Source organism: Ruicaihuangia caeni (assembly GCF_029952955.1).
Lineage (GTDB): Bacteria > Actinomycetota > Actinomycetes > Actinomycetales > Microbacteriaceae > Ruicaihuangia > Ruicaihuangia caeni.
The window spans coordinates 494,573-508,822 of sequence record NZ_JASATX010000002.1; the positions used below are offsets into that span (position 1 = coordinate 494,573).

At 67.9% G+C, this 14,250-nt stretch carries 15 protein-coding genes; 8 read left to right on the plus strand and 7 right to left on the minus strand.

The annotated features are described in order from the left end of the window. The first annotated feature begins 40 nt into the window (after positions 1-40). Positions 41-3,979 (plus strand): AAA family ATPase, encoded by a 3,939-nt coding sequence (locus QF206_RS07420; protein WP_281488571.1) that lies wholly within the window; start codon positions 41-43, stop codon positions 3,977-3,979. A 338-nt stretch (positions 3,980-4,317) separates the two neighbouring features. Here the strand turns inward: QF206_RS07420 and mscL are convergent, their stop codons facing one another. From mscL to QF206_RS07435, 3 genes are read right to left on the minus strand one after another with little or no spacing between them, the layout of a single operon-like run. Further along, a complete protein-coding gene (gene mscL, locus QF206_RS07425; protein WP_281488572.1) occupies positions 4,318-4,749 on the minus strand; it encodes a large conductance mechanosensitive channel protein MscL in 432 nt (143 codons plus the stop codon). 38 nt (positions 4,750-4,787) lie between these two features. Further along, positions 4,788-5,087 carry an FmdB family zinc ribbon protein gene (locus tag QF206_RS07430; protein ID WP_281488573.1) on the minus strand — a complete coding sequence of 100 codons (300 nt, stop codon included), beginning with the start codon at positions 5,085-5,087 and terminating at the stop codon, positions 4,788-4,790. Positions 5,088-5,103: 16 nt separating this feature from the next. Further along, on the minus strand, positions 5,104-5,682 hold the full coding sequence (locus QF206_RS07435; RefSeq protein WP_281488574.1) for a 5-formyltetrahydrofolate cyclo-ligase: 579 nt from the start codon (positions 5,680-5,682) through the stop codon (positions 5,104-5,106). Between the two features lie 42 nt (positions 5,683-5,724). Between QF206_RS07435 and galU the strand changes: the two genes are divergently transcribed. The 4 genes from galU to QF206_RS07455 all read left to right on the plus strand — a co-directional run bounded on the left by galU (position 5,725) and on the right by QF206_RS07455 (position 8,793). Continuing rightward, positions 5,725-6,804: a UTP--glucose-1-phosphate uridylyltransferase GalU gene (gene galU / locus QF206_RS07440; protein ID WP_281488575.1), complete on the plus strand. Its 1,080-nt coding sequence runs from the start codon at positions 5,725-5,727 to the stop codon at positions 6,802-6,804. Positions 6,805-6,915: 111 nt separating this feature from the next. Continuing rightward, positions 6,916-7,569, plus strand: a complete 654-nt coding sequence (locus QF206_RS07445) for a GNAT family N-acetyltransferase (protein WP_281488576.1) — start codon at positions 6,916-6,918, stop codon at positions 7,567-7,569. 82 nt (positions 7,570-7,651) lie between these two features. Next, a complete protein-coding gene (locus QF206_RS07450; protein WP_281488577.1) occupies positions 7,652-8,623 on the plus strand; it encodes a hypothetical protein in 972 nt (323 codons plus the stop codon). Positions 8,624-8,670: 47 nt separating this feature from the next. Then, complete coding sequence (locus tag QF206_RS07455; protein WP_281488578.1) at positions 8,671-8,793, plus strand: hypothetical protein; 123 nt, start codon at positions 8,671-8,673, stop codon at positions 8,791-8,793. A 13-nt stretch (positions 8,794-8,806) separates the two neighbouring features. On the opposite strand, the gene QF206_RS07460 is transcribed toward QF206_RS07455, so the two are convergent. From QF206_RS07460 to QF206_RS07475, 4 genes are all read right to left on the minus strand, one after another. Next, entirely contained in the window at positions 8,807-9,559 is a 753-nt protein-coding gene (locus QF206_RS07460; RefSeq protein WP_281488579.1) for an FAD:protein FMN transferase, read from the minus strand. A 37-nt stretch (positions 9,560-9,596) separates the two neighbouring features. Next, positions 9,597-10,148 carry an FMN-binding protein gene (locus QF206_RS07465; RefSeq protein WP_281488580.1) on the minus strand — a complete coding sequence of 184 codons (552 nt, stop codon included), beginning with the start codon at positions 10,146-10,148 and terminating at the stop codon, positions 9,597-9,599. After that, positions 10,145-11,575 carry a ferredoxin reductase family protein gene (locus QF206_RS07470; RefSeq protein WP_281488581.1) on the minus strand — a complete coding sequence of 477 codons (1,431 nt, stop codon included), beginning with the start codon at positions 11,573-11,575 and terminating at the stop codon, positions 10,145-10,147. Before QF206_RS07470 ends, QF206_RS07465 begins: the two co-directional genes overlap by 4 nt. A gap of 294 nt (positions 11,576-11,869) precedes the next feature. Beyond that, positions 11,870-12,280, minus strand: coding sequence for an arsenate reductase ArsC (locus tag QF206_RS07475; protein ID WP_281488582.1), 411 nt, complete (start codon positions 12,278-12,280; stop codon positions 11,870-11,872). A gap of 427 nt (positions 12,281-12,707) precedes the next feature. On the opposite strand from QF206_RS07475, the gene QF206_RS07480 reads away from it, so the two are divergent. From QF206_RS07480 to QF206_RS12480, 3 genes are all read left to right on the plus strand, one after another. Further along, positions 12,708-13,058, plus strand: a complete 351-nt coding sequence (locus tag QF206_RS07480) for a metalloregulator ArsR/SmtB family transcription factor (protein WP_281488583.1) — start codon at positions 12,708-12,710, stop codon at positions 13,056-13,058. A gap of 2 nt (positions 13,059-13,060) precedes the next feature. Next, entirely contained in the window at positions 13,061-13,810 is a 750-nt protein-coding gene (locus QF206_RS07485; RefSeq protein WP_281488584.1) for an MIP/aquaporin family protein, read from the plus strand. Between the two features lie 212 nt (positions 13,811-14,022). Continuing rightward, the gene (locus QF206_RS12480; protein WP_422785369.1) at positions 14,023-14,235 is read left to right on the plus strand and encodes a helix-turn-helix domain-containing protein; all 213 of its coding nucleotides are present in this window, start codon (positions 14,023-14,025) and stop codon (positions 14,233-14,235) included. Positions 14,236-14,250: the final 15 nt, after the last annotated feature.

Here is a 14,250-nt window from a genome sequence, read left to right on the forward strand (position 1 = left end):
GACGGAGGTCGAACACATGCACCCACGCGACGATGGCCGCGTGCCCGACACGTCAGACGAAGGCGACCGAGAGCCGATGACGGATGCCGGCCGAACCCGAGCGCCGTGGGCGCCGCCGCCTGGCCCCGCGAGTGCCGACTCAGCGCCGCGCCTCGTGGAACCTGACGAGCATGTGAGCGCGCAACCCGTCGGCTTCTCGAGTGACGCTGACGGAGCGCGGTCCGAACTCCAACTCGGCACTGACGAGTTCCTCGACGAACCCGAGCCGCAGCCCACCGAACGCGAACGCTGGCTCCAGCAGCTCGCAGGCCTTGGCGGGCGCAACCCGCTGCTGCACTTCGATGACGCTCCCGGCACCCGCATCGAATTGAGCGTCACGCACCCCGGCGGTCTCGCCCAGTTCATCACCGGGCAGACGACACTGCTCTCCAGCCTCATCCGAGACGAGGTGGCTCTTCGGGGAGCGAAACTCGCCGCCGACGCGATCGTGACGAAGGGCGCAGAGCTCATCGCCGCCCGCGGAATCGACGCCGTTCACCTCGGGATCGCCATCGCCGAGTGGCAGCACCAGGGCGTCGACTATCGCGCGCCGGTGCTCATCCGACCGCTCGCCATCCGTCGCCACGGTCGCGACTTCGATGTGCGTCTCCGCGGTGAGGCGGTGCTCAACCCTGCCTTCGCGCGCGCCATGCGCGAGCACTTCGGCATCGTGCTCGATGCTGCGGCCTTCGTGCGCCTCGCGCATGACGACGGCACCTTCAAGCCGAACGCGGTGATCGATCGCCTTCGCGGACTCACCAGCCACCTCGAGTGGTTCAACGTGCGGCCGCGCCTCGTGGTGTCGTGCTTCGTCGAGGTCGCCGAGCCCATGCGCGCGGATGCCGCCGGGCACCACCACCCCGTGCTCGACGCGCTCGCCGGCGACGCCGACGCGCGCAACATCATCGCGGGCTCCCGCGCCTCGTCCGCCATTCTGAGTGCCGACGAGCGCGAACCTGCGACCGATGTGCTGCTGCTCGACGCCGATGCCGAGCAGGAGCAGGTCATCGCCGAGATCGCCGCGGGCAACTCGGTCGTGGTGAAGACGCTTCCCGGCACCGGTGGAACGCAGACCATCGTCAACGCGCTCGGCGAACTCGTGCGTCGTGACAAGCGAGTGCTCGTCGTGAGCCCTCGCCGCGCCACCGTCGACGACATCGCGGCGCGCTTCGACAGCATCGGCCTTCCGGGCGTCGCTGTCGCGCCGCGGAGCCTCCGCCGCGACATCGTCCGCAGCATCAGCCGAAACGAGAAGGCCCGACAGCCGCAGATGAGCGAGGTCGACGAGGCACTGGTGCGCCTGCGCACGGTGCTTCTCGACTATCGCCGTGCGCTCAGCCGGCCCGACCCGGTGCTCGGCATCAGTGTGCTCGACTGCGTCACGGAGCTGAGCCGGCTCGCCCTGCTCCCTGCGCCGCCCTCGACGACCTCTCGACTCAGTCGCCGGGCGGTCGAACGGCTCGCGGAAGGCCGTCAGCAGGTGGCCGAGACCATGGTGGCCGCGGCATCCCTCGGGGAATTCAAGTACGGTCCGGGCGACTCGCCCTGGTACGGCGCGCAGTTCACGACTGGCGACGAAGCAGCCAGAGCCCACGCGCTGGCCGGGTCGCTGCACCGCGAATCGCTGCCGAGGCTGCTCGATCGCGCCGGCGCGGTGATCGGCGCCACTCGCATGCGACCGTTCGAGAGCATTGCGGAGCTCGGCATCTACCTTCGGCTGCTCACCGATCTGCGCGAGACGCTCGACAAGTTCCAGCCCACGGTGTTCGACCGTCCTCTCACCGAGCTGATCGCCGCTACCGCGCCGCGCCGCGAGGCGCCCGAGATGCCGGGCACCAGCCGGCGCCGGCTCAAGAAGCTCGCTCGTGAGTACCAGCGACCGGGCGTGTACATCGCCGATCTGCACTCGGCGTTGACCCGCATCCAGCAGCAGCGAGTGCTGTGGCAGCGCTACGTGGCGAGCGGCACCACGCCTGAAGTGCCCACCGGGATCGCCGACCTGCAGGTGGCGTACCAGCAGGTGGTGCAAGACCTCGCGCTCCTCGACGGGCCGCTCGGTTACCGGGAGGGCGACCAGCTCGCCGAACTGCCGCTTGAGCAGTTGCGCGAACGCCTCGAAGAGCTCGCGGCCGAGTCGGATGTGCTCAACAACCTGCAAGAGCGCACCGAGCTCATGACGACGCTGCGCGACCTCGAACTCGACCCGCTCATCGACGACCTCGCCGCTCGCCACGTGCCCGACTCGCAGGTGGCAGCCGAACTCGAGCTCGCGTGGTGGCAGTCCGCGCTCGAGTCGCTGCTCGAGGCCGACCGCGCACTGCTCGGCGCGAACACGCCCGTGCTCGACCGGCTCGAAGCCGACTTCCGTCTGGTCGACGAGGCGCATGCCGCCGGCAGCGCCCAATTGCTCGGTTGGCGTCTCGCCGAGGACTGGAAGCTTGGAATCGCCGACTGGGTCGACGAGGCCGAACTGCTCAAGCGACTGCTGCGCCGCGGCGAGCTCACCGCATTCGACCTTCAGACGAATGCTCCGCATCTGTCTCGCGCGGTCGCCCCCGTGTGGCTGGCGAGCCCGTACGAGGTGCACGACATCGCCGACACGATGCCCTTCGACACCGTGATCCTGGTCGATGCGGGAGCGATCACGCTCGCTGAGGCGATCGGCGCGATCCGCCGCGCCCGCCAGGTCGTCGCGTTTGGCGACCCGGTCACCCAGACACCCGCGCCGTTCACCCTCGCGCTCGAGCAGCAGGGAACTGCGGATGCCGAGGCATCCGTCTCGCACTCCGGCTCACCGATGCACGCCCAGCACGCCGAGGAGGGCGACCTCGACGCACTCGGCAGCGGCGAGTCCGCAGCTGACGTCGCGGCCGAATTGCACGCCGATTCCGCGCTGGCACGGCTCGGCCAGGTGCTGCCAACGCTCTCGCTGACGCGTAGCTATCGCGCGGGGGGCGAAGACCTCGCCGAACTGGTGAACCGCCGCTTCTACGCCGGGCGGATCCAATCGCTGCCCTGGGCGGGAAGCTTCCTCGGGCACGGCAGCCTCACGCTCGACTACCTCGACGACGGCACGGGCCTGCCAGATCCCGACAGCGGAGCGGTCGAGAGCGTCGACGCCGAAGTGGATCATGTGGTCGATCTCGTGCTGCATCACGCCGCCACGAAACCGAACGAGTCGCTCATGGTGATTACCGCGAGCGACCGCCATGCGTGGCGAGTGCAGCAGGCGTTGCTCTCAGCGGTCGCCGAACGCAACGACCTGATCGAGTTCGTGCTCGGCGATCGCCCTGAGCCCTTCCAGGTGCTCACGGTCGAGCAGGCCGTCGCGCAGAGTCGTGACCGCGTGATCTTCTCGATCGGCTACGGGCGCACCCCGCACGGTCGCGTGCTCAGTGACTTCGGCGCACTGGGCGAGCCCGGGGGAGAGCGGCTGCTCGCCATCGCCATGACTCGCGCTCGGCGTCACCTGAAGATCGTTACGTGCTTCAAGCCCGATGACATCGAAGAGGGCCGCATGCGCCACGGTGCGATCGCGCTCGCGGAGATCTTGAACGAGGTCAGCGCCCGCTCCGCCGAAGAGCCGCTGCCCGACGACCGTGACCCATTGTTGGTCGATCTCGCGCGCCGGCTCGAGAAGCGCGGACTCACTGTCGCGCTCGGTCACCGCGGAAAGCTGGGGCTGGTCGCCGCGCATGGCGGTCGTTGCATCGCGATCGACACCGACTCCGAACTGCACAAGCACACGCTTCGAGAGTCGCTGCGGCTGCGCCCTGAGATGCTCCGCCGCCTCGGCTGGCACTATGCGCGCGTGCACTCCTTCGAGCTCTTCAGTGATCCGGATGCCGTCGCCGATCGCATCAGCGAGACGGTCGGTGCGCCGGCGCTCCAGCCAGCAGCGCCGACGAGTCAGACGGCCGGCGTCTCCTCGCCGGAATGAACAGCACGAACACGGTCTAAGCGATGCCCGCGCACGATGCTCCTCAATCCGGTGACTCGCCGATGCCGGAGTCGCCGGGCTCGCGACCGGAGTCGGACGACTCCGCGAGCCCCCAAGTCAATCGGTCGCGCAAGCCGAGACGCGTGCGCACGGAACCGCCGCCCGGCTCGGACCCGTCGCCACTGCCCGAGCCGTCGCGTCATCGCGATGATGAGAACGACGCTCGCCTGCGCGGTGACAAACCTCCGCACTGGGGTTGAACTGGCGGCATCCGTCGAGGTGCCCGGCCGTCACGCGGACGGACGCTGACTGTGTCGGAGCTGGACGCCGAGTGGCAGTCAGCCCTGCCGGCCGTCCCCGCCGGTGCGGCTTGCGAGCAGGTCGCGGATCTCGGTGAGCAACTGCAGCTCGCTCGGCGGGACCTCTTCGTCGGTCGCGCCGGCCTTGCGCTTGGCATCCGCAGCGGCTTTCAAGTGGTTGATCGGCATGACCAGCACGAAGTACACCACCGCAGCGACAAGGAGGAACTGGATCACCGCTGCGACGACCGCTCCGAAGGCGAGATCGGCGGTGCCGCCGTCGGTGGTCGGGATCGAGACGACCCACATGGTCTTCAGGCTCTCGGCATTGAACAGGGCGCCGATCGCCGGGTTGAAGATGCCCTCGACCAGGGCGTTCACGATAGCGGTGAACGCGGCGCCGATGACAACGGCGACCGCGAGGTCGATAACGTTGCCGCGCATGATGAACTCTTTGAACCCTGCGAACACGTCTCCTCCTTCAGATCGTGCGCGGGGAGCCCGCGCGATCAGCTTGCAGCGCTGGCGCTGCTCGATGCGCCCGAGGCCGACTTCGACGAACTCGAGCCCGAGCTCGAGCTCGAGCTCGAGCTCGATCCGGAGTCCGACGACTTCGACGACGAGCCCGGCGTGGCACGAGAGTCGGTGCGGTAGAAGCCCGAGCCGTTGAACGTGACCCCGACAGTGTTGTACAGCTTGCGCAGCCGGCCCTGGCAGCTCGGGCAGACGGTGAGCGAGTCATCCGTCATCGACTGCTGGATGTCGAACGAGTTGGCGCACTCGGTGCAGCGGTACGAGTAGGTGGGCACTGGATTCCTCGGCAGTTCAGAACGTGATGATTTCCGATGGCGTGACGACCCCGTCGACCGCCTGGTCGTGCAACTCGGTCGGCACGCGCTCGACAACCTCGTTGTCGAATACCACAGCATAAGACGGGGGACGCTGATCCATCGATCCGAGCGTCTTGTCGAAGTACCCGCGACCCCAGCCCATGCGCATTCCGGAGCGATCGATCGCGGCGGCGGGCACGATGATGAGATCGACCTCGTTGATCGCCATCGGGCTCAGCACCTCGGTCGTCGGTGCAGGCATGCCGAAGATGTCGGCATCCTCCACCCCGTCGTCGAAGGGCGCCCAATCGAGCAGCCCATCATTGCGCGAGATGGGCAGCAGCACGCGGATGCCGTGCTCCGACGCCCACCGCAGAAACGGCCTCGTGTCGGGCTCATCGGATGCCGAGAGATAGGCCGACGCGTGCTTCACGCCGAGCCGGGTGCTCAGGTCGATGAGGTTCCGAGTGATCCCAGCGGTCGCCTGCTCGCGTTCGCGGGCGGTCATGATTCGACGCCGCTCGCGCAGCTCGGCCCGGAGTGCGCGCTTCGCGTGACTCGGATCTTGCGACATGAACCCGAGTCTATTCGCGGCACCCCCTATACCCTGTACCGCATGGTGTTCCAGATAACGAAAGCCGTGATCCCCGCCGCCGGCCTGGGCACGCGATTCCTGCCCGCCACCAAGGCCATGCCCAAGGAGATGCTGCCCGTCGTCGACAAGCCCGCGATCCAGTACGTGGTCGAGGAAGCGGTTTCTGCCGGACTCCACGATGTGCTCATGATCACGGGCCGCAACAAGAACGCGCTCGAGAACCACTTCGACCGTCAGGGAGAGCTCGAGGCCAGGCTCGAGCACAAGGGCGATAAGGAGCGGCTCGCGCAGGTCGAGTACACCAGCCACCTCGCCGATGTCCACTATGTGCGTCAGGGCGACCCGCTGGGCCTGGGCCATGCCGTGCTCCGCGCGAAGATGCACGTCGGCCGTGAGATGTTCGCCGTGCTTCTCGGCGACGACATCATCGACCCTCGCGACGTGCTGCTGAGTCGCATGATCGAGGTGGCGGCGGAGAAGCACGCCACCGTGGTGGCGCTGCTCGAGGTCGACCCATCAGTGGCGCACATGTACGGCGTCGCGACCGTCGAGCCGAGCGACGCCGATGACGTCGTGCGCATCACGGGGCTCGTCGAGAAGCCCCCGGCCGGTACAGCGCCGTCGAACCTCGCCGTGATCGGACGCTATGTGCTTCGCCCAGAGGTCTTCGACGTGCTCGAGCAGACTCCTCCCGGCAAGGGCGGCGAGATCCAATTGACCGATGCTCTCCAGGCCATGTCGACCGCGCCGGATTGGACCGGCGGCGTCTACGGCGTCGTCTTCAGGGGCCGTCGCTACGACACGGGCGACAAGCTCGACTACATCAAGGCGATCGTGCAGCTCGCCGCCGACCGCGATGATCTCGGCGGTGAGTTCCGCTCGTGGCTCAAGGAGTTCACGGGACGAATCGGCGACCGCGTCACCGAGCCGGTCTCCTCGCAGACCGGTGCCATCCCGGTGCAGCGGCTCTCGACCCACACCGGCGCGATCCCCGTGCAACGGAACGGTGGGTCACGGCCGGATGCCGGGGGTGCCGCGGCTTCGCCGATCAGCGCCGACGACGCCGACCAGTCCTCGGTCGAAGCGGCGCTCACGGATTAGGCTTCGACCACCAGGCGATTCGCCGAACGCGGTCACCGCCGCCAGACCCGTGCGGCGGTGACCGCCGACGCAGGCTTCGAGTGACGGAGGGAACCGGGCACGATGGCCGTGATGCCGCCCCTGGCGCCGACGTTGAGCGACGGAGACATCACCATCCGGCAGATCCGCTTGCGTGACGCGCGGGTGCTCGAGCGCGAGTTGCGGGCGAACCGGCACTGGCTGCGCAAGTGGGAGGCGAGCACGCCCGGCGGTGGCACGGTCGTCGACGCGCGTGCCGGCATCCGATCGCTGCTGTCGAACGCGCGGGCCGGCTCGGGACTGCCATTCGTGGTTGAGTACCGGGGCGAGGTCGTCGGGCAGCTGAACGTGTCGCAGATCACCTACGGGTCGCTGTCGACCGCGACGATCGGGTACTGGGTCGCAGAGCGAGTCGCGGGCCGCGGCATCACTCCCACCGCGGTGGCTCTGGCCACGGATCATTGCTTCGCCTCGGGCATCCACCGGATGGAGATCTGCATCCGGCCCGAGAACGCCGCGAGCCTGCGGGTGGTCGACAAGCTCGGGTTCCGCTATGAGGGGTTGCGGCGGCGCTATATCCACATCGACGGCGATTGGCGTGACCACTTCTGCTTCGCGCTCACGGCCGAAGAAGTGCCCTCGGGTGTGCTGCGCCGCTGGCGCGAGGGTCGTGCGCCGGCCGACGCCTCCGCAGTCCCAGAAGCAGATCGCGCCGCGGCGGCGACGCCACTGCCTCGCGGCCTCTGACAGGCTGCGGAACGGCGGCGAACTATCCTCGGTTCCCGCGTGCCGTCACCTTCTCTGGGCGGGCTGGTCGTAGCGTAGGCGCATGGACCAGACCGGCGTCGGCACAGCCGTCATGCTCGCCATCGCGGCGGTGCTGTGGCTCGTGTATCTCATGCCGAGTTGGGTGCGCCGGCGCGAGTATCTCGCAACCGAGCGGAACGCGGTGCGCCTTCAGCAGACCCTTCGAGTGATGGCCGAGACCGCTGAGACTCCGGCGCAGGTGCACACCGAGGCGCAGCTTCGCGACATCGCTGAACAGGAGCGCCAACTTCGTCGCCTCGAGAAGCAGCGGCGTGAGCTTGCGAAGGCGCGCGAGGCCGAAGCGGCGGCGGCTGCCGCGCGAACGCTCGCCTCATTGCAGCCGGATGCCGCCGCATCCGCGGCGCGCCGCCGTTCGCGTGCGACGCGAGCCGTGGTCTCGCTGGTGATGCTTGTGTCGCTGGTCGTCGGTGGCGCGCAGAGTGTCAGCGCTGCCGCTGCCGGTACCCTCTCGGCCGGTGCGCTCCTGGTGCTCGCGGTCTCGACCGGTGTATTCCTCGGAGGAATGGCGGCGCATTCCCGCCTCACCGCGGTGAACCGGGCGCGCACAGCCCGGGCCCGTTCGACGCAGGCCGCGTTCGGCGACCGTCCCGCCCCGCGCGTCTACGACGCGGGCGAGGAATCGGTCGACGAGTCGCTTCGCCCCGCCCGCGAGTGGACCCCCGTGCCGCTGCCGAAGCCCCTGTACCTCTCGAAGCCCCAGGTCGAGACCCCCGCCATGGCGGAGCGCGACCTCGTGGCCGAGGTGAAGGCCGAAGTGCGTGCCGCCGTGCAGGCCGAGGTCGAGGCGCAAGTGCGCGCCGAGGCGGAGCAGCGCCAGGCCGACCTCGTCGCGGCGCACGCCGAGCCCGAAGTCGTGCCGATCAACGATGCGGCCCGCAGCCGATTCGCGCGCATGGGCGTGATCGATGACATCGAGCGCCCGGTCACCGACATCGACGCGGCGCTCCGTCGACGTCGCGCGTCGGCCGGCTGACGCCGCACGCAGTTCTCACGCGTCGAAGGTCGGCGTACCGTTGCCGTATGGGCAGCGATGCCGAATACGAGACGGATGCCGGCGACCCGGCGTGCTGGCTCGATCTCGTCTGCCCCGCATGCGGACGGGTGATCGAGGAGTATCCGCACGAGTGCCTCGCCGCGCGCTGAGCTTCGGCCCGGTTCACGCGGCCGCCGCCGCCCTCGCGATCGCCTCGCGCATGCCGGGCGTCGCTCGAATGGTGCCGCCACGCGCCACCGCGAGCACATCGATGTTCCAGTGCGCGCTTGCAAGATCGAGGGTCTGCTCGCCGCCGGCGACGATCGCCGTGGCCAGCACGTCTGCAGTGACGATGTCGCCGGCGGCGACGGTCACTTGAGTGAAGGGGCTGACCGCCAGATCGGGGAGGTTCCAGATGTGCTCGCCGCGCTCCGCTGAACCGCTTGTCGCCAGCGCGAGTCGAGACGCATCGAGGCGCACAGCAGTGAGCAGTCGCCGACGGTCGTCCGGGTCGACGATCCCGATGGTGTGATCGCTCGCGTCGGGTGACCAGAGCAGGTCGCCGCCGACGCCGAGCATCCAGTTCTCCTCGCCGGCCGCGCGCAAGACCTCGGCGGCATCGCGCATGGCCATGGCCTTGACGATGCCCGACAGGTCGATGACGCCATCCGGGCGGTGGGCCGTGAAGGCGCCGTCTGTGAGCGTTCGCCACTCCAGCGCTGCGGCGTACGCGTCGAGCAGTTCCGGGCTGGCGTGTTCGAGTCGCAGTTCTCCGGCGGCGATCCTTGTGAGCTCCGAATCGGGTCTGTAGAGCGAGAAGCGAGCGTCGACCTTTGCCAGTGCGCTTCGCACCTCGGCGATCACAGCATCCTCGATGCGGGCCGCCGTGAGCAATGAGACGACCGTGCCCATCGTCTCCCAGTGAACGCGCGTCATGATCTGCCTCACGGAACCCGGTGTGCGTGCTGCGGAGTCAGAATCCTGCTTGGTCGAGTGCGGACTGCAGCGATGCCAGGTAGGCCTCGCTGGTGAAGGTTGCGCCGCTCACCATGCTGACCTGAGCCGACTGGGCCCGGAGCACCTCAGAGCGAAGGATCGGCGCCGCGTAGTTGCTGATCTGCACTGATTGTCCACCGCGGTCGGTGAGGTGCAGCGCGGGCACCTCGACGATGTGTCCTCCCGAGATGGTCACTCCGACTTGCACGTCGCCCCAGGGGGTTCTCTCGAGCGAGCCGGTGTAGCTGCCGTCGGCTGCGCCGGCCGAATTGCTTGAACCGCTCGAGCTGCCCGGATCAGGCGCCGCAGAGGGCGAGTTCTGCTCGGAAGGGCTCGCGCTGCCGCTCTGGCCCGCGCTGCGGCTCTGGGTCGTGCCGCTGTTCGGCGTGGAGCCGCCGCTGTCTGGCGCGCTGCTCGTCGGTGCGGTGACGGTCTGTCCGGGTGGGAGGCTGGAAGTGCCGACCTCCCAGCCGACTGCGAGGATGGCGAACGCCGCAAAGGCGCTGCCAATGACCGCTCGTGTTCTCACCAGTCGAACCTTTCTGCGTGGATCTGCTCGTCGGGAAGTCCTGCAGCCCGCGCTTCCGCCGCGACCGCTCCGACCCAGCGCTCGGGGCCGCAGATGTAGAGGTCAGAGGCCAGCAAGTGGGGGAATACGCTGCGGAGGCTCGCTCCGCGCGCGCGATCGGCGCCGGCCAGCCAGTCGTCGTGCCCGCCCCGCCTTCCGAGCGAGAGGAAGAGACGGGCCCCGCGACGAGCGGTCAGCGCCCGCATCTCATCTCGCAGGAACACCGAGTCGGCGCTCGAACTGCGCAGCAGCACGGTGGCCTCGCCGGGGGCAATGTCACCGGTCTCGAGCAGTGCTCGCACCGGCGTGACGCCGATGCCGGCAGCCACGATGGCCAGCCGTGGCGCTGTGCGCGCGGCATCCGTGAAGAGTCCGAAAGGCCCTGAGAAGCTCACGCGGGTTCCGCTCGGCACGCTCGTGATGCGTCGCGTGCCGTGCCCCAATACGCGCACGGTGATTCGCACCTGGTCGTCGGTGGGAGCTGCAGAGAGCGAGATCGGGTGCGCGTGCCACCAGGTGCTGCACGTCCAGAAGCGCCAGAAGAAGTATTGGCCGCCGCGCGCGCCCAGTTCGCGCAACTGCCGGCCCCGCAGGTACAGCGACGCCACATCGGGAGCGATCCACTCGACCCGCTCGACCCGCAGCTGATGCCGCAGCGACTGCACCGCGGGCTCGATGATGCGGAAGGCGACGATGGCGCCGATGGCAACGATGTAGAGCGCGATCCAGTACGCCCGCTGAACGGTTCCTTCGGCGAGCACACCGCCGACGCTCAATTGATGGGGAAGCGCGGTGAGCACGGCGACATAGGTGAGCAGGTGCACGCCGTACCAGAACTCGTACGGCAGCTTGCGTCGCACCACGACGAGGGAGGTGACGACCACGAGCACCAGGAGACCGACCGCAATGAAGGCGAGCGGCATATCGGGCATGGCCCACAACTGCGCCCATTGCGCGCCGATGTCGATTCCCGCAGTCATCGCATACCCGAGCAGCAGCAGTACAGCGTGCGCGAGCAGGAGGTAGAGGGCGGGCTTCCCGAGACGGCGATGCAGCGCTATCGCGCGGTCATGGCCGATCGCCGCGTCGAGCGCCGGAATCCTCGCGACGAGCACGAGCATGACGAGCACGAAGTCGGAACCGATCAGGCCAGTCAGGATGCCGAGCCCGGTGACGACCCCGCCGGCGGTGCCCCAATCGGCCATTCCGCCTGACGCCAGGTACAGCGCTGCGGCTGCCGCAGCCGATGCCCACAGCGTGGTCACGAGCAAGTCGGAGATGAGACGCCGGCGGCGCAGGCGTCGAGAACGCCGCTCGCGGAGGCTCTCGGACGAGCTGCCCCCGGGCAGAAGCGAGGACCCCGCTTCCTGCTTGATGATTGCGGTCACGCGTCTCACCTCCTGAGCCTTCGATCGCTTGATCACAGCATCGGCTCGGCCCCTATGCCGCGCATATGAAGACGGCGGGACTGCGGCGTGAGTTCGCTGCGGCTCCGCTTTGGCGCTGGCCGGCTCAGCGCCAACACTCGTGCCTGCGACGGCACGACATCGCCTGGCCGAGGCGCGGGCGTACGCGACCGGCATTTGCGATCGTCGTGGCCGCGGGCGCGGCTGCCCGGCGTGGGAGTCGATGCCCTCCCGCAGCGGCCGCCGTCTCTAAGGCGCCGCTGGGCAGGTGCTCTCTCAGACTCCGCTGGGCAGGAGCTCCGACAGAAGCTGCTGAACTCGCTGCTTGATGTCGTCGCGCACTTGACGGACGATCGCGATGTCCTTGCCGGCAGGGTCGGTGAGGTCCCAGTCCTCGTAGCGCTTGCCGGGGAAGATCGGGCAAGTGTCGCCGCAACCCATGGTGATGACGACGTCGGAATCCAGAACTGCCTCGGTGGTGAGGATCTTGGGCGAGTTGTTCGCGATGTCGATGCCCTCTTCCGCCATGGCCTCCACCGCTACCGGGTTTAGCTGCTCCTTCGGCTCAGACCCGGCCGACAGCACTTCCACCCTCCCGTTTGAGAGCTCGCGCATGTACCCGGCGGCCATCTGCGACCGGCCGGCGTTGTGCACGCAGACGAATAGCACGGTAGGTCTGTCAGTCATCTCGTCCTCGTCTCACTCGACCCCAGAAGCATAGACGGCCGTCTATGGAGCGTCGGCGGAACAGGAGCGGAGTTCATGCACCGTTCATCTTGCGGTCTGGGCGCAGAACCGAGCGCGGTTCGGGGCACCGAGCCAGTCCGGCGATCGGAGCGACGCACGTAGGCGCCCCTCTCAGCAACAAGCCGGAGCGGGGGCGGTCAGAGGCGCCGGCGAGCGTGTGATGACCACTCTCGGCTTGCGGCGATTCCTCTTGATCTGTCGCGCTAAGGAGCTGGCAACGAGTTGCGCGTGCTCCTGGCGGTGGATTGCGATCCAAGCATCCGCGTTGATCCCGAACATCGGGGCATCCTCTCCATCGACGGTGATCGATGTTCCGAGTATCCAACGCTATATCGACGTCTGTCAATGCATGAGCTAACATTTTCACGTGGCCGTTCAGAATCTCCTTCCCGTGATCGATGTCGTCGCCTGCTGCGCTCCGCTGACTCGCGAGACGTTGAGCGCGGAGCAGGCCGAGGACCTCGCGCGATCGTTGAAAGCGCTTGCAGATCCTGCCCGTCTGCGGCTGATCTCAATGGTCGCCGCTTCGAAGGACTCCGAAGCGTGCGTCTGCGACCTCACCGAACCGCTCGGCCTCAGCCAGCCGACGGTGTCACACCACTTGAAGGTGCTCACGGATGCCGGGTATCTGACCCGCAGCCAACGCGGCACATGGGCTTACTACCGTCTCGTTCCGGGGGCCCTCGACTCGATCTCGCGGTTGCTGGTCAACGCGTGACGGTGGCGCTGCTCCGTCGACTGTCTTCAGAGTTCCTCGGGAGCGCGCTGCTCACTGCGATCGTGGTCGGTTCCGGCATCGCTGCGCAGACGCTGTCGCCGGCGGATGTTGGGCTGCAACTGCTTGAGAACGCGCTGGCCACGGCGCTGGGGCTGTTCGTGCTGATATCGGTGTTCGCTGGGGTGAGTGGAGCGCACTTCAACCCTGTCGTCTCGCTCGCCGACACGGCGTTCGGGCTCAGGCCGTGGCGCGACACTCTTGCGTACATCCCGGCGCAGACAGCGGGTTGCATCGCCGGGGCGATTCTCGCGAACGCCATGTTCGAAAGGTCGGCCATCGCGTGGAGTGGCAACGACCGGCTCACTGAAGCGCACTTCCTCGCCGAAGTCGTCGCCACGGCGGGTCTCGTGATGGTGATCTTCGCGCTGGCTCGTTCCGGGAAGTCGGCGCTCACCGCTCCCGCGGTGGCGGCGTACATCGGCGCCGCCTATTTCTTCACGAGTTCGACCAGCTTCGCCAATCCCGCCATCACCGTCGGCCGGATGTTCACCGACACGTTCGCGGGGATCGCGCCGGCCTCCGCCCCCGGTTTCATCGGCGCCCAGTTCCTCGGGGGTCTGCTCGGCTATGCGCTGGTCCGGTTCTTGTTTCCGAAGCGCCATCCGCACGAGCAGGTGCAGCGCCGCATCGAAGCGCCCGCCGTATCCAGGCAGGGAAGCGATGCCGAGGAACCGCTGACTGCGCGAGCTTGAATCCCTCACAACTGAAGCCCTGACAACAAGAGCCCGGCCGATGGCCGGGCTCTTGAACGTGACACATGTCGCGACTCAGCCGAGACCGATGTCCCGACTCATCACAACGGTGGACCTAAGGGTGTCTAGGTTCACGACATAGGTCGCAGGTGATAGGTCGCTGATGAGTCGCGACATCGGTCACAGTCGGCGGGGTGTCAAAGCATCGGGTTGTGGTTCTGAAGATCGTTGCCGGCCAGCTCACTGTTGCGGATGCAGCGGTGGAGTATGGGATTTCACGGCGGCATTTGCATCGGCTGCTCGCTCGCTACCGGGAGGGCGGATTAGACGCGGTCGAGCCGCGGTCTCTTCGCCCGGTCAGTATGAATCGCCCCGGGTTTAGTGGAGGGCGAGTTCTCCCAGAGCCGACTGGTTCTGGGAGTTGATCTCACGGTAGTAGC